General features: G+C 59.7%; 17 protein-coding genes. 6 read left to right on the top strand and 11 right to left on the bottom strand.

The window, feature by feature from the left end; translation table 11 throughout:
- Window positions 1-4 precede the first annotated feature (4 nt).
- Entirely contained in the window at window positions 5-961 is a 957-nt protein-coding gene (locus ACW9HW_RS06015; RefSeq protein WP_457398911.1) for a threonine dehydratase, read from the bottom strand.
- A 96-nt stretch (window positions 962-1,057) separates the two neighbouring features.
- Between ACW9HW_RS06015 and ACW9HW_RS06010 the strand changes: the two genes are divergently transcribed.
- Window positions 1,058-1,879 carry a helix-turn-helix transcriptional regulator gene (locus tag ACW9HW_RS06010; RefSeq protein WP_457398960.1) on the top strand — a complete coding sequence of 274 codons (822 nt, stop codon included), beginning with the start codon at window positions 1,058-1,060 and terminating at the stop codon, window positions 1,877-1,879.
- A gap of 210 nt (window positions 1,880-2,089) precedes the next feature.
- Here ACW9HW_RS06010 and ACW9HW_RS06005 read toward each other — a convergent pair whose 3' ends face one another.
- Window positions 2,090-2,671: a hypothetical protein gene (locus tag ACW9HW_RS06005; RefSeq protein WP_457398958.1), complete on the bottom strand. Its 582-nt coding sequence runs from the start codon at window positions 2,669-2,671 to the stop codon at window positions 2,090-2,092.
- A 339-nt stretch (window positions 2,672-3,010) separates the two neighbouring features.
- Between ACW9HW_RS06005 and ACW9HW_RS06000 the strand changes: the two genes are divergently transcribed.
- Entirely contained in the window at window positions 3,011-4,288 is a 1,278-nt protein-coding gene (locus tag ACW9HW_RS06000) for a tyrosine/phenylalanine carboxypeptidase domain-containing protein (protein ID WP_457398909.1), read from the top strand.
- A 508-nt stretch (window positions 4,289-4,796) separates the two neighbouring features.
- On the opposite strand, the gene ACW9HW_RS05995 is transcribed toward ACW9HW_RS06000, so the two are convergent.
- The 5 genes from ACW9HW_RS05995 to ACW9HW_RS05975 form a co-directional block, all read right to left on the bottom strand.
- Window positions 4,797-5,795 carry a 3-hydroxybutyryl-CoA dehydrogenase gene (locus ACW9HW_RS05995; RefSeq protein ID WP_457398908.1) on the bottom strand — a complete coding sequence of 333 codons (999 nt, stop codon included), beginning with the start codon at window positions 5,793-5,795 and terminating at the stop codon, window positions 4,797-4,799.
- Window positions 5,795-6,901: an NAD/NADP-dependent octopine/nopaline dehydrogenase family protein gene (locus ACW9HW_RS05990; protein WP_095195304.1), complete on the bottom strand. Its 1,107-nt coding sequence runs from the start codon at window positions 6,899-6,901 to the stop codon at window positions 5,795-5,797. The genes ACW9HW_RS05995 and ACW9HW_RS05990 overlap by 1 nt, the downstream gene beginning before the upstream one ends.
- 95 nt (window positions 6,902-6,996) lie before the next feature.
- Window positions 6,997-7,971, bottom strand: coding sequence for an AraC family transcriptional regulator (locus tag ACW9HW_RS05985; protein ID WP_095195303.1), 975 nt, complete (start codon window positions 7,969-7,971; stop codon window positions 6,997-6,999).
- An 85-nt stretch (window positions 7,972-8,056) separates the two neighbouring features.
- Window positions 8,057-9,415, bottom strand: a complete 1,359-nt coding sequence (locus ACW9HW_RS05980) for a spinster family MFS transporter (RefSeq protein WP_095195302.1) — start codon at window positions 9,413-9,415, stop codon at window positions 8,057-8,059.
- A gap of 143 nt (window positions 9,416-9,558) precedes the next feature.
- Window positions 9,559-10,809 (bottom strand): OprD family outer membrane porin, encoded by a 1,251-nt coding sequence (locus ACW9HW_RS05975; RefSeq protein WP_457398905.1) that lies wholly within the window; start codon window positions 10,807-10,809, stop codon window positions 9,559-9,561.
- Between the two features lie 611 nt (window positions 10,810-11,420).
- On the opposite strand from ACW9HW_RS05975, the gene ACW9HW_RS05970 reads away from it, so the two are divergent.
- The gene (locus ACW9HW_RS05970; RefSeq protein WP_457398904.1) at window positions 11,421-13,214 is read left to right on the top strand and encodes an alpha/beta fold hydrolase; all 1,794 of its coding nucleotides are present in this window, start codon (window positions 11,421-11,423) and stop codon (window positions 13,212-13,214) included.
- A 137-nt stretch (window positions 13,215-13,351) separates the two neighbouring features.
- Here the strand turns inward: ACW9HW_RS05970 and ACW9HW_RS05965 are convergent, their stop codons facing one another.
- A complete protein-coding gene (locus ACW9HW_RS05965) occupies window positions 13,352-13,609 on the bottom strand; it encodes a hypothetical protein (RefSeq protein WP_095195298.1) in 258 nt (85 codons plus the stop codon).
- A 117-nt stretch (window positions 13,610-13,726) separates the two neighbouring features.
- Between ACW9HW_RS05965 and ACW9HW_RS05960 the strand changes: the two genes are divergently transcribed.
- The 3 genes from ACW9HW_RS05960 (at window position 13,727) to ACW9HW_RS05950 (ending at window position 17,410) form a co-directional block, all read left to right on the top strand.
- Window positions 13,727-14,599 (top strand): helix-turn-helix transcriptional regulator, encoded by an 873-nt coding sequence (locus ACW9HW_RS05960; RefSeq protein WP_095195297.1) that lies wholly within the window; start codon window positions 13,727-13,729, stop codon window positions 14,597-14,599.
- A 135-nt stretch (window positions 14,600-14,734) separates the two neighbouring features.
- A complete protein-coding gene (locus ACW9HW_RS05955) occupies window positions 14,735-15,799 on the top strand; it encodes a hypothetical protein (protein ID WP_457398901.1) in 1,065 nt (354 codons plus the stop codon).
- 12 nt (window positions 15,800-15,811) lie between these two features.
- Window positions 15,812-17,410 (top strand): hypothetical protein, encoded by a 1,599-nt coding sequence (locus ACW9HW_RS05950; RefSeq protein ID WP_095195295.1) that lies wholly within the window; start codon window positions 15,812-15,814, stop codon window positions 17,408-17,410.
- 207 nt (window positions 17,411-17,617) lie between these two features.
- On the opposite strand, the gene ACW9HW_RS05945 is transcribed toward ACW9HW_RS05950, so the two are convergent.
- The 3 genes from ACW9HW_RS05945 to ACW9HW_RS05935 form a co-directional block, all read right to left on the bottom strand.
- Window positions 17,618-18,610, bottom strand: coding sequence for a TerC family protein (locus tag ACW9HW_RS05945; RefSeq protein WP_095195294.1), 993 nt, complete (start codon window positions 18,608-18,610; stop codon window positions 17,618-17,620).
- Window positions 18,611-18,640: 30 nt separating this feature from the next.
- Window positions 18,641-18,811: a Sua5/YciO/YrdC/YwlC family protein gene (locus ACW9HW_RS05940; protein WP_457398899.1), complete on the bottom strand. Its 171-nt coding sequence runs from the start codon at window positions 18,809-18,811 to the stop codon at window positions 18,641-18,643.
- Between the two features lie 457 nt (window positions 18,812-19,268).
- Window positions 19,269-20,714 carry a mechanosensitive ion channel domain-containing protein gene (locus ACW9HW_RS05935; protein WP_457398898.1) on the bottom strand — a complete coding sequence of 482 codons (1,446 nt, stop codon included), beginning with the start codon at window positions 20,712-20,714 and terminating at the stop codon, window positions 19,269-19,271.
- Between the last annotated feature and the right edge of the window lie 347 nt (window positions 20,715-21,061).

Raw genomic sequence — 21,061 nt, 5'->3', positions numbered from 1 at the left:
ACATTCACGCAATCACTGTCGCATACACCGATCGGTCGATATTCCCGCCGGACAGGATCACTCCCACCGTTCGACCGGCCATGGTTTCACGCTCCTGAATCAGCGCTGCCAGGGCCGCCGCGCCGGCGCCTTCAGCGAGGTTGTGGGTATCGGTGTAATAGACGCGCATGGCCTCGGCAATTTGCTCTTCGCTGACCGATACAATCCGCGCCGCAGCCGCCCCGTAGATGGCAAACGCTTCGGCAACCGGCTTGCGCACGGCCAGGCCGTCGGCAAACGTATTCGCCGAGGCGGTTTCGCATAGGGCTCCAGCCTCAAACGACAGCTTCGCCGCCTCGGCCTCAGTGGAAACCACCCCCACTACCTCGGTATTCAGACCCAAGGCATCGCGGGCGGCGATCACCGCGCAAATTCCCGACCCACAACCAATGGGCACGTAGACGGTGTGCAGATCCGGTGCCGCCGTGAACAACTCGAGCGCATAGGTGGCCACGCCCTTGACCAGCTCGGTGTGGAACGGCGGCACCAGATAGAGCCCATGTACTTGCGCCAGCCGCGCAGCCTCTTCACGGGCCTCATCGAAATCGCGGCCATACTCCACCACCTCGCCGCCAAAGCCGCGCATGGCATTGTTCTTTTCTACCGAATTTCCCTGCGGCACCACGATCAACGCCCGCAACTCCAGCGCGCTGGCGGCCAGCGCCAGGCTCTGGCCATGATTGCCACGGGTAGCGGTGACGATGCCCTTCGCCTCTGGATGCGTGCGTTTGAGCCAGTGCATGAAGGTAATGCCGCCGCGCACCTTGAAAGCACCGGTAGGCGTGTGATTTTCGTGCTTGACCCACACCGTGCAACCCAGTCGCTCGGCCAACAAGGGCCAAGGGTATTGGGCGGTGGCAGGCATCACCTGGTAAACGTGGCGGGCAGCTTGTTCGATATCGTCGCGGGTCAGTGTGTGCATCGGTCATCCCCCTGAGGTTTTGCCCAGTCTAGACAGGAGCGCATCACCCCGGCTTTCAAAAAACTGACCTGACTTTTGTGTGCCCGCTTCACTACTATGGTGTGCATGAGCCATCGAAGCCGCCTGCGGCCCCCACTCCCCTCCGAACCGGTCCGTCGCATCGAGGCAGGCCCCTGGGCGATCGAACTGCTGCCCGGCGCCGCCTACGCGACCCGCTATGTCGCGACCCAGGCGGCGATCGGCTTTGCCTTCGACAGCCAGCGAGGCCTGCACGCCATCGGTTGCGATCGAGTGCAGCCTTTCGACGCCCTGCCCAACGGCCTGGCATTCGTTCCCGCCGGCTGCGACGTACTCTCCGAGTCAGCCAAGGGCGGTGAATACCTGCGGGTCGTGCGCACCGACGGTGCTCCGTTGACAGGGGATCGCGCCTTCAACAATCGTATTGATCCGCAGGCCGTTACCCTCGCGTTGCGCATGCGCGCCGCGCTGTTGCAGGCCTCGGTGGAGGACGATTGGGAGGCCTGGGCACTGGCATTGGCTGAACGGGCGACGGACAAGGAAACCTGGTCGGCTGCGCCCCAAGGCTCGATCACCGGCAGCCGGATGCGCCTGCTCGACGAGTTCATCGACGCGGGCCTCGACGGCCCGCTCGGTATACCGGCAATGGCAGGGTTACTGGGATTGTCCGAAGGCTACTTCATGCGCGCGTTCAAACACGCAACGGGCAAAAGCCCGCACAGCTACCTGATCGACCGCCGCCTCGCCAAGGCCCGAGCCCTGATGCGCGACTCGACAGCGACCCTGGCACAAATCGCCCACGCCTGCGGCTTCAACTCCCAGGCGCACATGGCAACCACCTTCAGGCAACGGCTGGGAGTCAGTCCGGTGCAGCTGCGTGCCGGCTCGAAACTCGGTTAAAGCCCACGGAAGAAACGCTGATTACTGGCCTGTTGGTCGCCGCTTGCGTAAAAATCACCGTCGCCCAGGTTCGATCGCCATTTGTTGTCTGAACACATCCCCCTGTGGGAGCGAGCCTGCTCGCGAAGGACGTCAACGATAACGCGGTCCGTCTGGATGTCCGGGTTGACCCGATTTTTTTCGCGAGCAGGCTCGCTCCCACAGGTGCCCTTACGTCAGCTCAAATCGCTCCAACGCATAATCCTTACCTGCCAAGGTAAGTTCAAAAGTGGTGGCACCGAACGTACCCCTTGTGACTTTTTGCCTCACAAGACGTTTGGCTTGCAGTTGCTTCAGACCGGCTTCAACTTCCAATGTGCTGAGGGAGACAAGCTTGCAAACCGAGTTTAAATTCGCAATTTTTCTGAAGTTCGCATGATAGGCCAAAGCTTCCATCAGTAGCGTCTGGTCATCGGTCAACTGAGGAAACTGAGGGTTGTTCTTTTTGTAAACTTTTCGCTCTATCTCGTGCAACTCGCTGTAGGTTCCATCGGTGATGCGGGCGTAGCAAATCGCTACAGACAGCGTGCTGATTAACATCGCGATTATCATCAGCAGCGACCAGTTCGGCATTGGCGTTTCCAGCAAAAGCCAATCCCACAAACGTTGCAGCCTGCCCGTGGTATCTGCCAGCAACGTCAGGTCAAGGCGAGTGTCCAGCAGCGTCATGGCAGCCCCGGCGACAAGGAAAATGCCGGCCGAGCAGGTCATAGCCTTGAAGATGAACCTGGAATGCTCGCCCTGTGCTGCCATGCTACTTGTCTCTAGTGTAGAAACAGATCTCATCAGCATAGCAGTGGAAAAGTGGTCCTCTGGCAGCTGATCTGCAAGGTCAGCCTTTTGGCCGAAGCAGACCACACCGAACGTCCGCTTGCGGTTCATTCTTCGTCGATCACAACCACCAAACGCCCCACTTAACGCAAAACTGCGCTCTCCTGACTAAACAATGCGCAGTGGGATCCATATAAAAAATCTCTCAACGATTGAACGCATAACACTCAGCTTTCTTACTTCAAATCGCCTGACGCCCCCTCCCCCCACTGCCAACGTCTAAGCTTCCACAATCACCCCTTGTCCACCAAGGCCCCTCCCATGCCCCCCTCCCTCGCCGACCTCGACGCCACCCTACCCACCCTGACCCGCAAGATCCGCGTACTGGACGCCTTGAGCTGGCCCGAGGGCATCGAAGAAGCCTTCCTGAAAAACTGGCGCGCCGGGCGTGCACAGCTGCCCAAAGTCGAACTCCAGCCCCGCGATCACACCGCCGATATTGCCGCCCTGGAAGATTTCATCTCCCATTGCGACCCAGGCCATCCGGCCGGCAATTTTCTCGCCATGACCGCTCGCAGCTATGCCACCGCCGGTCGCATGCTTGGTGCAATGGGTACACCGGCCTTTACTCATTATTCGTCAGCGCTGTACCGCCGGCCGGACTTCTACTACACGAATCAGAAGCTGAGCATGCTGGATGCGGCGCGTTTCTTTCTCAAGACCACCGACGCCCTGCTAGGCGGTGTACGGATTCCACCGACTCGGGCGGATATTCCGGCGCAGGCCTTCGCCGCGTGGATGCAACCGGAGTTGGACCGGTTCTTCGGTGAGGGGCAGATCGAGGTGGTACTCGATGCAACCCTCGCCGCCAAGGCCATCGCCGGGGCGAGCCGTATACGCCTGCGGGCCAGCGCGCTGTTTTCGGAACTGGATAAGCATCAGTTGTTGCAGCACGAGGCTTTCGTGCATGTGGCCACGGCGCAAAACGGTGCGCTGCAACCCAACCTCAAAAGCCTGGGCCTGGGGGCGCCGCGCACGACCCAGACGCAGGAGGGTATTGCCACTCTGGCCGAGCTGTTTACGGGGAGCATGGACATCAACCGTCTGCGGCGCCTGGCGCTGCGCGTACTTGCGGTGCAGCAGGCACTGGATGGCGCCGATTTCATCCAGGTGTTTGAAGGCTTTTTGGCGGGTGGGCAGTTCCAGGAGGAGTCGTTCCGCTCGACGCAACGGGTTTTCCGAGGCGCTGACCTGCGGGGTGGCTCGGCGTTTACCAAGGATGCTGCTTATCTGACGGGGATGCTTGGCGTGCATACGCTGCTGCGCATTGCGATCCGTGATAACCGGCCGGATCCGGTGGGGCATTTGTTTGCCGGGCGCCTCAGTCTGGGGGACACGGTACGCCTTGCCCCATTGTTCGAATGCGGCTGGCTCAAGGGTCCTACTTACGTACCCGCCTGGGCCTCTGACCTGCGGTTGCTCGCCGCCAACCTGGCCTTCTCCGCCTTTATCGCCCGCATCAATCTGGATGTGCTCGATCTGGACGTGTTCATGGCCTTTGCAGACCAGCATGAAAGCGATGCCAGTGCGCTGGGGTGATGTGGGCGGTCTGAATGACCGCGTTGTCTGGGCGTCTTTCGCGAGCAGGCTCGCTCCCACAGGAATGCTGTTCACTTCAGATAATTTTCAGGCAAACAAGAAATCTGTGGCGAGGGAGTTCACTCCCGCTTGAGTGCGTAGCACTCACAAAAATCGCGATGGTTGTCAGGTTTTTGGGGCCGCTGCGCAGCCCTGCGCGAGCAAGCTCGCTCGCCACAAGGATTGGCAAGACTCAAGATTCTCTTAAGTGAACAGCACTCCGCTCCCACAGGAATGCTGTTCACTTCAGATAATTTTCAGGCAAACAAGAAATCTGTGGCGAGGGAGTTCACTCCCGCTTGAGTGCGTAGCACTCACAAAAATCGCGATGGTTGTCAGGTTTTTGGGGCCGCTGCGCAGCCCTGCGCGAGCAAGCTCGCTCGCCACAAGGATTGGTAAGACTCAAGATTCTCTTAAGTGAACAGCACTCCGCTCCCACAGGTTTTGCGCAGGTTCTGCAGGCATCCGCTTACGGCTGCCTCAAGGCGCCATCGAATGCCGGCGTCAATCCCGACAACTCCAGTTTGCGGACAAAGTCGCCGAGACGCTGCTGCTTGTAGGCTTCCACGTCGAGGTCGCGGTAGTCGTAGAAGCCCTGGCCATCGCGCAGGCCATTGCGACCGTTTTGCATGTTGTCGGCGATCACCTGTGGCGATTCGAAGCGCGGTGACAGCGCGCCACTGAGGTAGCGCGAGGCGTAGTACAAAATGTCGCCGCCGCCCCAATCGATGAATTCAAGCAGGCCCAGCACCGAGAAGCGCAACCCGAAGCCGACCCGCACCGCGGTATCGATATCTTCAGCGCTGGCCACGCCCTCTTCCACCATCCGCGCGGCTTCGTTCATGACCAACGCCTGGATGCGCGGCACGATGTAGCCCGCCACCGGACTGCACACCACCGGTACCTTACCGATCTGTTTAAGCAGTTGCAGCAGTCGTTCGACCACCTGCGGGCAGGTGGCATCGCTGCGGCTGACTTCCACCAACGGCATCAGGTACGCGGGATTGAGCCAGTGTGCATTGACGAAGCGCGCAGGCGTGCTGACCATTTCGCTCAACTCGGTGACCAGGAACGTCGAGGTGGTCGACGCGATGATGGTCGATGCCGGGACATGCGCGCTGACCCAGGCGAAGGTCTGCTGCTTGACCGCGATGATCTCCGGCACCGCTTCGAACACCAGGTCGCACAGGCGCAATGCCTCTGCGGCCTGGGATCTGCTTAGCAGCGTCAGCCGGGTGATCGCGATGTCCGCCTGTTCCGGCTCAAGCACGCCAAGGGCTGCCAGCGTCTGAAGTTCGCTGCGGATGTTGTTTCGCACACGCTCGAAGTAGCCGTGCCGCTCATCCTCGGCGCGATCCTTGATGTCGATGAGGGTGACCGGCAGGCCCGCATGGATGAACGCCAGGGCAATGCCCTCGCCCATCCGGCCGGCGCCGACCACGCTGACGTTGGGCAGCGCGGCGTTCATCAGTTGAAGCCTCTGGAGAGAAGCTCGGTCATTTGCACCCGGTCGAGCTCGGCCAGCCCCAGGTTCTCCAGCGTGCGGCCTTCGGCGTAGAGATCACGACCGGCGACAACCGAGGCGATGCTCAGCAGGCCCTGCGCCACTGGGGTCGGCACACCGGCCCAGCGGCCGACGGACACCAGGAATGACAGGCCCAGGCGGGTGTCTTCGAGCATGTAGCGATGTTTCTGCAGGTCGATATCTTCGCGCCAGTCACCGCTGTCGGTCAGCTTGCCATGGGCACCGCGACCGTACATCCACTCATCGCCTTCGGTGGTGTTGTAGTGGTCGGCCAGGGGAAAGTGCGGCGCACCGTAGGTCAGTGCTTCGCGCACAGCCATGCGTTCGGCATCAAGCTGGTTGGTCACACGACGAATCGACGGTTGGGTGCCTTCGTTGTGAATGTCCCAGGCCTCGAAATGCTCCAGGGGACCTGCGTTCATCATGATCAGCGGCGGGTGAATGATAGGGCCTGCGTTCATCAACGCACCGCTCAGGGCGTCTTCAATCGGCTCGACGCTCGGGTAGGCTTCACGCAGTACCGCGAAAGCGTGTTCGGACAGGTTGCCGGGAAACACACCGGTCGGCAGGCGGGTGGCGTAGCCGCTGATCACCAGGTCGCTGGCGCCGTGTTTGCGTACCAGGTAGGGCAGCGTACCGGTTTCAGCGAAAGCGACCTTGCTCTGGTTGCCCGCATCGGCCATGGCCTTGGCGAACACGAAACTGCCGAAGGTGCCCGGCGGCAGGAACACCACCTGCCCGTCGCGAAGGTGCGGCGCCACGTGCCTGGCCAGGTCTTCGTGGGAGGTCGACGGGAGCGGGATGATCACCAGTTGCGCGTCGCCCAGGGCTTCGGCCAGATCGTCGGTGAACGACAGGTTGTCGCCCTCCTGCCCCACGGACAACGTGCGGGTGCCTTGATAGTCCTTGATGGTCAGGCTGCCGATGGCCAGCAGCGCTTTGAGCGCGGCGCTGTCTCGACGCCACAGGCGGGTCGGGTGCCCCTTTTCAGCCATTTCGACAGCAGCGGCGTAACAGCCGTGTCCACCACCCAGCACGGTAATCTTCATGGAGATGCTCCTCTTGTAAGAGACTCGATGCTATCGAGCCGCACCGCCACAGACTCCTCCGATTGCGCAGCCGACTGACGGATTGCGCAGCCGTCTCAATGCTTGCGTCGGCGCAGGGTGTCCGACGGCAGACAGCCATAGCGTTGCCGATAGGCGCTGGAGAAATGCCCGAAGCTGTTGATGCCGTGACGCAACAGGATATCGGTGACGGTTTCACCGGCCCTGCCGTGCTTGAGCGACTCGTGGATCACCGCCAGACGACGGTCGCGGATGTATTCGACCGGCGCCTGCTGGAGGAACTGGTTGAAGCCATTCTGCAAGGTGCGCACCGAGACACCACACAATCCGCTCAAGGTCGTCAGGCTGATGGGTTCGTCGAGGTGTTCCTCGATGTAGTCACGGGCCTTTTTCACGTGATGCGGCAGCGGCGCACGCGTATCGATCAAAAGATCCGCCGAGTAGTTGTGCGGCAATTGAGTGAGCAGCAGTTGCATCAGGTATTCGGACAGGCCGCCGGCCAGGCGCGAACCGTCCACCCCGCTGCCGTAAAGCCGACAGATATAGTCCAGGGTGTGATAGAGGCTGACGACGCCGGCGCCCAGGTGGTCGACGCTGACATCAAAGATCACCGACTGCCGCAGGCTGCGGCCGAGCAGGTGTTGCAGTTGCGTCTCCAGAGCATCACGGTCGACGCGCAGGATCAGGTTGCGGCACTGCCCATCGGTGACGATGCGGCTTTGCGCGAACGGCGAGGAAACGCTCAAGTAGCCTGACTGCATGGCCGCGCTGCGCCGCCCGTGGGCCACCTCGCACTGCCCCTGCAAGGTAATGCGAAACAGGTACTGATCGGCAATGTCATCGATGGTGATCTCCACCGGCGCGCCATAGCGCAGGTCGAGCAGCGCCGAATCACCGAAGAATACGCCGTTGAGCCGGGTATGGATCGGCTCGTCACGCAGCACATTGAAACTGTGCGGGCACAGGTAGTGGCTGACCTTGTCCTTGATCTCGCGGTAATCGGCCGAGCTGAGCAGGCTGTGCCGTTCGAGCAGGTGTACGTCATTCAACATCAGGGCTTCTCCTGATCTGGAGCACACAGGCCCCGCTCCCTTCAACAGGAGCGAGGCCCGCGCGCCGATCGTGGACTATGACCAATCAAGCCAGGCCCGGGTACTCCCGGGCATAGCTTTCGCGGAAACGGTGGCAACCACGCCAGAGCAGCAGCACGGTCAATGCCGACGCGCCGGCGATCACCAGCGACATCGACGACCCCACCGCCGCGGGCGACCCGAAGTAGCGGTCGGTCAACAGCGCCACCAGCGTGGTCCCCAGACCCAGGCCCAGCAGATTGCTGATCAGCAGGAACACCGCCGAGACCTGGGCGCGCACCTGGTTCGGCGCGAGGATTTGCATCGCCGCCGTGGACGCCGGCATCGGGAACGAGGCGAAGAACATCGCCGGCACCAACAGCGTCACTGACAGCCACAGTTGATCCACCTGCGGGAACAGCACGGCGGGCACCACCATGCCCAGGGCACCGATGACGCCAGTGCGCATGGCGGCGTCCTGATGGCCTTGCTTGGCCAGGTAGTCGGTGAGCCATCCACCGAACAGCACCCCGGCGGTGTTGGCCAGCAACAGCACGGTGCCCAGCATGTAGCCCGCCTCTACCGGCGTCAGGCCGAACTTGCGGATATACAACGCCGGGCTCCAGCTCATCATGCAGAACAGGACCATGGCATAGAACGAAAAGCCCAGGTAATGGCAGGTGAAGGTGGCACGGTGACGACCCAGGAAACGGAAGCCGTCGCCCAACGCGACCTTCCTGGCCCTTCCCTGGGCATCGACCTGCAGGCCTTTGCGCGCCGGGTCACGCACGGTGAGCCAGATCAACAGGCCGACCACGATACCGGGCAGACCGACAATGAAGAACGCCAGCTGCCAGGCCTTCATCGCGCCGAGGAAGGCGACCTCGATGGTGTTCATGTCCTTGAGCATCGCGATCACATAGCCGCCGACCAGGAAAGCCAGACCACCACCGACGAACGAGCCGATCGAGTAGATGCCCACTGCGCGGCCGAGTTTTTCCTTGGGGAACATATCGCTGAACATCGAGTAGGCCGAGGGTGACAGGGCCGCTTCACCGACGCCGACGCCAATGCGGGCGAGGAACATGTGCAGGAAGTTCTTGCTCAGGCCGCAGGCAGCCGTCGCCAGGCTCCAGAACACGACGCCGACGGCGATGATCTTCGGCCTTGAGAAGCGGTCGGCCAGATAGGCGATGGGCATGCCCATGAAGGCGTAGAACAACGAAAAGGCCAATCCGTGCAGCAGACTGAACTGGGTGTCGCTGATCTGCAGGTCGGCTTTGATCGGCTCGATCATCAACGCCAGGATCTGCCGATCCACAAAGGAAAAGATGTAGGCGATCATGCACAGGCCGACCACATACCACTCGTAGATGTAGGTTTTCTTCTGCTGCTGCAGGACCGCGTTATCGACCTGGATATTCACTAGTGTTTGCTCCTCTTGGAATCCGCTCATGCGCGTAGCGGTGCGCAGAACAACGACTGGAAAGTTGCGGGGCAGATGCAAAGGACAAAGGGTTCACGCATGGTCAGGCCTCTTATTGTTATGGGGTCAAACGTCGGGTGGGTTTACCAGAACTTCCAGGTGTAAGTCGTGGCAAAACGGAATTCGTTGTAGTCGTAGCCGTACTTCTGTTTCACGTCGATGTTGCGCAGGTCCAGCCCCAGGCCTTGCAGCGCCCCGCTCTGCACCACGTAGCTGAGCCCCAGAAAGCGTTCGCTTTCCTGGTTGTCGCTCAGGTTGGCACCACGGTCCCAATGGGTACCCTTGATGTAGCGGGTGTAGAGCTTGAGCCCCGGCACGCCCATCCCGGCAAAGTCATAGCTGTAGCGCGCGCCCCAGGACCTTTCATCCGGACGGACAAACCCGAGGGACGACCAGTGCACCAGGTAAGGTTGCGGTATGTAACCGTTCATCGTGGGGAATACGCTGTCACCGAGCATGCGCTGGTAACTGAGGCCAAACATGTGGGCGCCTTTGAGCAAGCTGAACAAGGCACCGTAGGAACGGTTGTCGATCTCACCGTTTAAAGCATTGCCATCTTCATTGTTATTGAAGTAGCGCAAGTCGGTTTTCAGTTTGTAGCCATTACCCAGGTCGGCCATATGCATCAGGCCAAAATAATGCTGCTGATAAATATCGTGCAGCACTCCATAGAAATAACTGGCTTGCAGGTTTTTGGTAATGTCGTAAGTTGCGCCGCCAAAGTCCAGGCCATCACTGTCGAGATTATCGGTGGAGCCAAACTTGTACAGTTTCTCGTGATTGGAAGACTCCCGTGTCACGGCCGACCAGAATCGGCCACCGGTCAGTGTCAACCCATCGACCTCCCTGGACTCGACCACGGCCCCTTGATAGATCGTATCCAGTTGCCGACTGGTGTCATCGAACGCCACCGGCAGTTGCGGGCGAAGGTCACCCACTTTCAACTCGGTCTTGCTGTAGCGCATCTTGAGGGTTGCACCGGCGCGACTGTAGTCATCGGCCGTCTGCCGGTCGCTGACGCTATACGGCAGCGAGCCGTCATTGCCCGACGAATCCAGGCGCACGGCATACTGTGCATCCACATCAAGGCCGATGGCCAGGGCCGTGTCGGTGTAGCCGGACGTAAACTGCGCATCGAACCCCTGAGACCAACTGTGCACTTCAGTGTCCGGCGCATTGGTATTGGTGTAGTTACGGTGCAAGTAGAAGTTACGCGTATCCACTTTGAAGTGACTGTCATCAATGACATCGGCCTGTGCCGTCAATGGCGAACAGATCATTCCCAATACACCGGCCATACCGAGCCCGCGGCAAGATTGTTTTACCTCATACATCTAACTTCTCCACATCTGTATGTGCCTGGGGCACTGTATTTATAGGAGCAGGTTCAAACTAAAAACTAAAAATGCCGCCAGCCGAATACCGTGCCCTCTCGCGCAGGAAGGCGGATTGCATGAGGGACATGAAGGACGGTGGATTCGAGCATGGTCAGGCCTATTGTTGTTATGGGGTAAAACGTCGGGCGGGCTCAAGGGAACAGACGACACGCCTCTTGCCAGCCCAAGGTAAGTCAGTAGACGCCGCACCGGTATCGAGAAGAACCGCATCCGTTGGGGGGAAAACTTCAACCCGGCTAAAGGTTTCCCTTAGTCGACCCGAAAGCGCAGAGGGTAAGCCTGTGTTGCCCGGGCCTTCCGGTCGCAAGGTCTTGTTGCTGGATGGACCCTAAACTAGCGACTGCACCGCCTGCCAACCTCCCCGATTGCGCAGGCGACTCTCCAATTGCGCAGCCTTGGCAGGCAGCCTGGGCACTGTCAGTTGTCCGCCCACGATTGCCCTTGTCATGAAATGAAAACTCGCTGTCGTGCGATGCGAGGTGGCCGTAGCCGTTGCTGCCCTAGAGTCAGTGCCAAACAACACAGCGCCCGGAATCACGAGAGCCGCCATGAGCAGATCCACCCGAACGACCGAGACCGCAACCCCCACCCAGCGCCCCCCGGCGACCGGCCGAAAGCGTCGCGCTCGCAAGGATGTAGACCTCCCGGACAACCCCCGGCAGCAAGAGCTGATCGGTACGGCTGCCAACCAGACCCTGGCAGGCAACCCGCTGGTCAGCGTGCGCGCGGCGGACCTGGCCAGCTCGGCCGGCTACCTGTTCAAGGCCGTGGGCAAGTCGCCGCTCAAGGCGGGTGCGCATCTGGGTGGTTACCTGAAGGCGCTGCGCGGCATCGTCGGCGGCAACTCCAGCATTGCCCCGGACCCGAAGGACAAGCGCTTCGCCGATCCGGCCTGGCAATCCAATGCCTTCCTGCGCGCCTTGCTGCAGAGCTACCTGGCCGGCCAAAGTGAGCTGACCCGCTTCATCGAGTCCACCGACCTTGCCCCGCTGGAAAAGAGCCGGGCACGGTTCGTGGCCGCGCTCCTGGCCGATGCAATGGCACCGAGCAACTCGCCGCTGACCAATCCGGCGGCGCTGCGCAAGCTGGTGGACACCGGTGGCATGAGCCTGGCCAGGGGCATGCGCCAATTCGGCGAGGACATGCTGACCAACCGTGGGCTCCCGAGACAGGTCGACAGCACGCCATTCAAGGTGGGGGAAAACATCGCCACGGCCAAGGGCGAAGTGGTGTTTCGCAACGAGATGTTCGAACTGCTGCAGTTCGCGCCCACCACCGAAAAGGTCTATGCCCGGCCCTTAGTGATGTCGCCGCCGCAAATCAACAAGTACTACGCCATCGACCTGTCGCCGGAGAAAAGCCTGATCAAGTGGATCCAGGACAGCGGCGTGAACCTCTTCGTCATCAGCTGGCGCAATCCCACCCGCGAGCACCGCGACTGGGGCTTGTCCGATTACGCGCTGTGCCTCGACCAGGCGGTGGACGTGGCACGCAGGATCACCGGCAGCCCGGATGTGAACATGTGGGGCTCCTGCTCGGGCGGCATCACCCTGGCGGCCTACCTGGGCTGGCTGGCGGCCCGTGGCGAAGGCCACAAGGTGGCCAACACCAGCTGGGCCGTGTGCGTGCTCGACATGCCCTCGGCGCTGGACGACACCACCCTGGGGCTGTTCACCACCCCGTCCGCCCTGCGCGCGGCCAAGGCCAGCTCCCGGCGCAAGGGTGTGTTGAGCGGCCAGGGCATGGCCCGCATGTTCGCCTGGATGCGGCCCAACGACCTGATCTGGAATTACTGGGTCAACAACTACCTGCTGGGCAATAAGCCGCCGGCCTTCGACATCCTGGCCTGGAACAACGACACCACGCGGTTACCCGCCCAACTGCACGCCGATTACCTCGACCTCATCCAGCACAACCCCTACAGCAATCCGGGCACCCTGGAAATTGCCGGCGAATCGATCGACATGACCCATGTAAAGGTGGGTGCCTATGTGGTGGGCGGCACCACCGACCACATCACCCCTTGGCAGGGTTGCTACGGCACCGCCCGGCTGTTTGGCGAGGACACAACTTACGTGCTGTCCAACGCCGGCCACCTGCAGAGCCTGGTGAACCCGCCGGGCAACCCCAAGTCGTTCTACTACACGGCACCTGCCGCCGCCGAGACCCCAGAGGCCTGGCTGCACAACGCCGGGGAGCGCCAGCAAGGCAGCTGGTGGCCGCATTGGCGCGAATGGATCGGGCAGCGCTCGGGTGACAGCCTGCCGGCGCCGAAGAAACTCGGCTCGCGCAAGTACCCGCCCCTCTGCCCTGCACCTGGCACCTATGTCATGGAGCGTTGAGGCTGCCCTGTGGGAGCAATGCCTGCTCGCGAAGGACGTCAACGATTACGCAGTCCGTCTGGATGTCCGCGTTGACTCGACATTCTTCGCGAGCAGGCTCCAACTGTCTCGACCGTGCGATAAACGACGGGCAGTATTCATTTGCCTTCGGGCAACAACTCCTCCAGCAACGTTACCTTCCTCTGCAACTGATCCACATGCGCCCTCTCAGCACGTAGAGCGGAACGAAGCTCCTTGTTCTCCGACTCATGAATGCGCGCCCAGCGCAAAGTCGTACGGCAATTGACAATCGTGCCCCACACTTTTTGCAACTTCAGATAATGGGCCAGCAGCAGCACAGTAATCACCACCATCATCACCAGGGCCGCTGCCGAAATCACATCCGTCGTAGTCATGTTCAATCCTTTTGCTAAGTCATTTATTCCGAAGACAGCAAAAGAATATGTAGTGATTTATTACACGTATAGATTGTAGACTTGTACAGGTAAACAAACCACGCACATGGACGGGCCATGAAACGCGCACAAGAGATCAACCAGGTCCGCTGGGATCTAGCACTTCGCTATCGTTTGATCGAAACCGTGGCCTGGTGGGAAGGCCGCCTTACCACGGGCCACCTGATGCAGAGCTTCGGCATCAGCCGCCAACAGGCGTCCAAAGACATCAACACCTACATCACCGAGCATGCGCCCAAAAACCTTACATATGACAAGCAGCTAAAGGGTTATGTACCGAGCAAGCAATTCAAGCCGCTGTTCATCGATGACAGTGCCAATGCCTATCTGCAACTGCTGAACCAGACCCACTCGCGGGCGCCGCATGTAGAGGGACTGGCACTGGCTTATGCGCATACCAAGGTACTGGAGGTGCCGGACCGCACGATTCGTCCGCAAGTACTGCGGCCACTGCTCAAGGCTTGCCGCAATGGCGAGGTGATCGCCATCGAATATGTGTCGCTGTCCAATCCCGTGCCGGAGACGAGGCTGATATCGCCGCATACCCTGGTCTACACGGGCATGCGCTGGCATGTACGGGCTTATTGCGAGAAGAATCGAAAGTATCGGGATTTTGTGTTGAGCAGGTTCCGGGGGGAGCCGGAGTTCGAGCGAATGAGCGAGAACCTGATCGGCGAGGATGAGGAATGGAACACCCTTGTCGATGTGGTCATCGAGCCGGACTCGCGTTTGAAGCTCGAGCAAAAGGCAATCATTGAGGTCGACTTTGGGATGGAGCACGGTGAGCTGGTGATACCGACGCGGTGTGCGCTGGTGGGATATGTGTTGCAGCGGTACCAGATCGATCCAAAGAAGCTTGAGCCCAAGGCGTCGGCACAGCAGATTGTGGTGAAAAACCTGGAGGCGCTGAAGCCTTGGCTTTATGAGTAGAGACCATGCAAATGACGGGGGGTCTTCGTATCGCATGAACAGAGGTCATTGGAAAATGTGGCTAAAGGCATATTGACATCATGCACACCCTATGGAGAATCGCAGGCACTTTTGTCCACCAAGGATGGCCTGCTCATGTATCGACGTATCTTCCTGCAATCGGCTCAAGGCTTCGGTGCCAACCTGGTTAGCCACGAGAGCGAACCGATGGTTCGCGACGCATTGGGTTGTACTTATATCTTCTCGTCCATCGGCGACGCCCTATCCCGAGCTTACGACTCGGCCAAGGAAACCGTCAGCGACGTGGCTGACAAAGTGGCTGATACCGTCTCCGATGCGTATGACGCCACCCGCGAAACGGTCGGCAATGTGGCCGATGCAGTGTCCGAAACCGCCTCCAATGCCTATAGCTCCACTGTCGAAACTCTGTCCGACGCGGCAGAAACCGTGGGTGACGTCGTGTCTGATGCCTACGACGCGACTCGCGAAACCGTATCCAACGGCTACGACGCCACTCGCGATTACGTGGGCGACGTGGTCTCCGGTGATAAGGAAATAGACTACCTGAAAGTTCTCGGCGGTGCCGCGATCGGGGTGGGGGCCATCGCGGCAGCACCTTTTACCGGCGGCGGATCGCTGGTCGGTGGCGCCAGCCTGCTTGGCTCACTCGCCGGGGCCGGCACCATCGCTGCTGCCGTGGGCGCTGGCGTTGCCGGTGCTGTGGTGGCAGCGAACCTGGACGGAGATGCGCAAGTACGCAAGGCCGGGTTCGATGCGGGTGTCAAGCAAGCCAAAGCCGAACAACTGGCTGAGATCTCGGTGCTCAAAGACCGCCTCGAAAAAGCCATGGAAAGCCTCAAGGCGGCCGGCACACACTTCAATGCAATCCTCGCCCTGAACGCCGTGGCAGTCGCGACCGCCCAATGCGACGGCGATATCACCCCATCCGAACGGTCAAACATCGAGCTTTTCATCCATGGCCTCGCCGCCGGCGCCATCCCTGAGGCGATCAAAGCCAAAATCGAGTCGATCTACCAGCAACCGCCAACGGTGAAGGAAGCCTACGAGCTAGCGAAAAAATCGGGCATGAGCCTGTCCATCTTCGACGAAATCATCAACCTGGTAGTGCTCTCGGACGATACCGTACACCCGCAGGAAGCGGCCTTCTTGCAAGCCTGGAACAGCCTAAAAACCGCGTAAGGAAAGCGCCCCATGAGCAAGCTCGAACAGTTCAGAAAACAACAGGCCCTGCGCGAGCAACTGGCCAATCGACCGCTGCTTCACGCCGCTGCCGCACCTGAAGATGTAGCGGCACTGCTGGCCAAGCAGGCCGACAGCGCACGTCTCGCCAGCCTGGACTACCACGCCTCGTTGAGCCTTACGCTACAGGCCGCCCCCAACGATGCCCGCGAGCTGCTGAAGGAGATCGAGCAGGAGTTCGACCAGGCTCGAGTGAACGACCTGTTGGCCAAGGCACAGCGCGACATTATCGGCGCCATTGCCGGTCCACTCGGACTGGGTAAGTTCCTTGCGGTGTTCGACAAGGACGGTGGCAACGTTACGACCGTCAACAACGCCCAGCAGGACATCTACGCCAATCCTGACGAAGAAAAATACAACCGCGATCATTACGACAAAGGTTGGAACAGCAACGGCAAAAAGTTCTCCGGAGATAGCAAATCTTCGGTAGGCGCCAGCTTCACCAGAGATCAACTGGACAACAAGGGGCAACTCACCGACGGCTACACGGGCGAAACGGTGATGGGTAAACACACCAGTCCCGACCACATCGTGCCGCTGAAGACTTACCACCAGAACGGCGGGTTCATGCAGTCAAAGACCCAGCGCGCCGATTTTGCGACCGACTCCGAGAATCTCATCTCCACGCAGCGCAGCATCAATAGCTCAATGAGCGATGAAGAAAAACTGGTGTGGCTGGATAAGAACTCGAACGGTCGCAACGTTACAAACGAAGAATATTACGGTATTGATCGCAAGCGCGTAGAGGCGGCACTGGAACGAGGCCAAGCGACTGCCGAACGCCACGGCCCCAGCACCTCTGAAAAAGCCGCCTACTACACCGTCCACGCCGCCCAGACTGGTATGACCGAAGGCTTGAAAATGGGCAGCCAGCAGGCCTTTGGCATGCTGATGGTCGAACTGTTCAGCAGCGCCTTGGACGAGATCAAGGACCTGTACCGCAACGGCCGTCAGAGCGACACCATCCTTGCCGAACTGGGCGAGCGCCTGAATCGCGTAGGCGTCAAAGTGGCGGGCCGATGGGAACAGATGCTGCACAGTTTCAGTGGCGGCTTCATTTCGGGCTTCGTGTCCAATGCCGTGACCATGATGATCAACCTGTTCGTTACCACCGGCAAACGTGCCGTACGGATGATCCGCGAAGGGATCTTCTCGCTGCTCAAAGCACTGAAGACTTTCTTGTTCCCGCCCAAGGACATGACCTTCGCCCAGGCTTCACATGAAGCCTTGAAGTTGCTTGCGGCAGGCGGTGTCGTGGTGGGTGGCGTGGCCCTGGAAGAAGTTGCCGAGAAACTCATTCTCGGGATCCCCCTGTTTGCACCGTTTGCTGGGGTGCTGACGGCTGTGTTAGTGGGGGCGGCGACCGCGCTGAGCATGACGTTTGTCTGCTACCTGCTCGACAAGATCGATCTGTTTGGTGCGGTGCGTGCTGAGCGGGACAAGCAGATGATCGGGGCACTCGACACGCGTATCGATGCGCAGATGACGCTTTCGATGAGCGTGATCGAAGAGTTGGACGGGTACCTGCTGACTGCGCCCTCCCCGGCTTGAGAGCCTGATACTACTGCGCAGGAGCGTGTTTATCGCTGCTCCAGCGCGGTTTGTTTCCTAAACTGTCGAGTGACTCGGCCCATCCCCTGATTGCCCGAACTACTGAAGTTTCGGGCAAACCTTTCGCTGCTCCAAATCACCCACGTTTGAGTTTGGCGGGGGCAAGCACCGACGCCATCAGCGTATCCGGCTCCGCGTTTGTACCTGTTACAGACGCCATCGATATCTGTGCACTTCCCTGACCGGTGTTTTGCTCTTCGTCCAAGCCAGACTCAACAGCACCGAAACCAGGATGATGCCGCCGACGATGACCAGCGACCATTGGATCGGCAGGTGCCACCACGGCGCGACCAACATCTTGCCACCAATGAACATCAGTACGATGGCCAGACCATACTTGAGCAAGTGAAAGCGGTCGGCCATGTTGGCAAGCAGAAAATACAACGAGCGCAGGCCCATGATGGCGAAGGTGTTGGAGGTGAACACGATGAAGGGGTCGGTGGTGACGGCGAAGATAGCCGGGATGCTGTCGACCGCAAATACCAGATCAGTGGCCTCGATCAATACCAGCACCAGGAACATCGGCGTTGCCCAGCGCAGGCCGTTCTGGCGCACGAAGAAGCGCTCACCGTGAAAACCGTCGGTGATGCGGAGATGGCTACGCAGCCAGCGCAGCAAGGGGTTTTTATCGAGATCTGGCCGCTGGTCAGCGAAGATCAGCATTTTGATGCCGGTGATGACGAGGAAGGCGCCGAAGACATAGAGTAGCCAGGCGAACTCCTGCACCAGCCAGACACCGGCGAAAATCATACCGGCGCGCATGACGATGGCGCCGAGCACGCCATAGAGCAGGACGCGGCGCTGCATCTCTGGCGGCACGGCGAAGTAGCCGAAGATCATCACGAAAACGAACATGTTGTCGATCGACAGCGACTGCTCAATCAGGTAACCCATCAGGAATTCGAGCGTTGTACGCTGGGCCACTTCGGCACCAAACATGATGTGCAGATACCACCAGAGCAGGACGGCGAAGACCAACGCCAGGCTGGTCCAGGCGATCACCCAGGCCAGCGCTTCGCGGGCCGAAACACGATGCGCCTTACGCCCGCCGAAGACGAATAGATCAAGCGCCAGCATGGCGAGGACGAAGCCGATAAAGGCGGCCCACATCCAAGGTTGGGCAACGCTTATGACGGTCATGCCGTGCCCCCTGACAGATAGGCGGTGTTTTCAGTAACGGGCTCGAAGCCGTTGCACGCGCCTTCCGGCCGCGTAAATGCCGGACACCGCCTGGGCGTTCAGCGCATCTGTTCCCAGGCCATGGACGGACTCAGTGGGGACAGTCACCCGCTTGCCGGCGTGCAGGTATTCGGCCGCGTGTTCGATCTCATTCATCGTCATCAGCAGGCATCATCGCCCACCCCGAATTCGAGCCCATGACGCTCCCGACCCCAGGCCAGCGTCCACCCGGCGCGATCGATGGCCAGGTCCAGGTAAAGATCAGCATTGCCGGCAGCCCTTTCGGGCGCAGTTCAAGGGGGCTGGAAGAGGTCATGCTAACGGGCACGTTGCATCAATAAAAATCGTTTATTCTTTGCGAATTGTTCGTTACTAACGAAGTATTGATTGCGATGTGTTGGCGCTGATTGAAAGTTTGACCCACCCTGTCGATTGCAATATGACCCAGGGTGGATTAGTCATGAAGGGAGCAAGTGAATCTACAACTACAAATTGAGCGGATCTTTGGGGGCAAAGCATTTGCCAGGCCACTTTTCAATTCCCCTCCCCTGTTAACAGCTGTGAAGGCATCAGCCGATTTACTGTTTTTCACTGCCCTTATCTCAAACCTGTTGACCGATCACACCCGGCTGCGCAGCCACTGCAGGAAACCTTTTTTCTCGATGGCCTTCGGCTCTTCCTGAGTCATCGTATGGGCTATCTGCAAGCGGAAATCCAGCAACGCCTTCATCGCTTGACACATCTCGTGACGAGCCTCCACGCACGGCTGGAGATAATCCCGTTCGATCCGATACAGATTGCAAAAAGTCAGCGCGGCGAACTCCGCCGGCAGCGCTGTTCCCGAGACGATCCCGCCTTCACCGATCACCTCCCCCGGCCCCATGCGCCCGGCTTCGAATTTGACGCCTCCACGAAACAAGGCCACCGTCACCACGCCGGACTCAATGATGTACAACTGCGAGCTGACCTGCCCACCCGCCAGAATGACTTCGCCAGGGGGAAAGGACTGCAGGGTCATGTTCTGGCTGACGTGGTCCTTGTCTTCTTCGCTCAAGTTGGTCGAGAAAATGCTGGTGTTGTCCAGTAAGGCTCTGGCTCGCGACAGCCGCGCAGGCTCACTCTGTTCAATTGAAGATATCCAGCTGATACCGGCCGCCAGCAAATGCCGGTACGCCAGATCGTACATCTGATTGCGCACCGTACGTTTCTGATCCATCGACAGCACAAAGCCGCTGACTTCGTATTCCACGCCATTGCCCCCGGTACTTTTGATCGTTACCTTGGGAGCGGGTTTGGTCAGCAGAATGCGGCAGCCTTGGGCGGCCCGCTCAAGGGCATCGAAGACCTTGTTTGGACGCACATGCGGGCTGATCAACAAACTGATCGAAACACCAAACATGTCGCTGGGCCGACTGAAGTTGGTGATCTTGGCCTTGGCCGCCATCGAATTCGGAATCACGATCATGCTGCCTTGGGAGGTTTGCAGGAACGTGGCACGCCAATCGATGTCGGTCACCCGGCCTTCGGTGCCGTCGATAGCGATCCAGTCATCGATTTTATAGGGCTTGGTGGTGTTCAGGACGATTCCAGAAAAGACGTCACTGAGGGTGCTTTGCAGGGCCAGACCGACAATGATCGCCAAGGCACCGGACGTCGCCAGAACCCCCTTGACCGGCAGGTTGAGCACATAAGCCAGCGCGGCGATCACTGCGACCAGGAAAATCACCGCGCCGAGCAAGTCCTGGAGTAACCGCCCGGCGTGCCCTACCCGATACATCATCACGGCGCCGATCATCACCGTGAGAGTACGCGCGCCGAACAGCCACCAGATGATCTGCAGCACCGTGTGCGCAAATTGCAGCGGCGCATCATCGATCGAGGGTGCGGGCTCCCATGGGCTCAAGCCTTCATGGAACAACAGCACGCTGTACAACGAAAAAATGACCAAGCGCGCGAGCACTTTCCAGTTGTACCGGTGGGGACCGACCACACGCCACATCACCATATCGATCAGGATCAAGGCCAGGCCCCAGATCAATGGACGTTCAGAGAGCAAGGACAGCATCAAGCACCTCCAGCGCAGTTCAGTGACCGGAAGGTCGCATTCATTCGGCGTACCACCGTGGCAATCCCGGGAGCGGTGCCGTTGATGCAAAAGTATGGCTGCCAATCGGCAAACCGATAGGTCCCGGCGATCGGGATGTTTCGTACCCCTCTCTCGTATAGCCAGGTTCGCCTGGGTTGACTGCTTGAAGGAAAAGGGGGGCAGGAAAAGGGGATTTATTTTCCATGTGGGCGCGTCACGTCCAAAAATAGATCTGTCCCCTTTTCCAGCCGTCTGAATGAACGCGTTGCCCAGACATTCTTCGCGAGCAGGCTCGCTCCCACAGGTTCAACACGGGCCTTTGCAGG

The sequence above is a fragment of the Pseudomonas sp. SDO5532_S415 genome (assembly GCF_054071155.1).
This window is presented reverse-complemented; position numbering and strand designations above follow the sequence as displayed.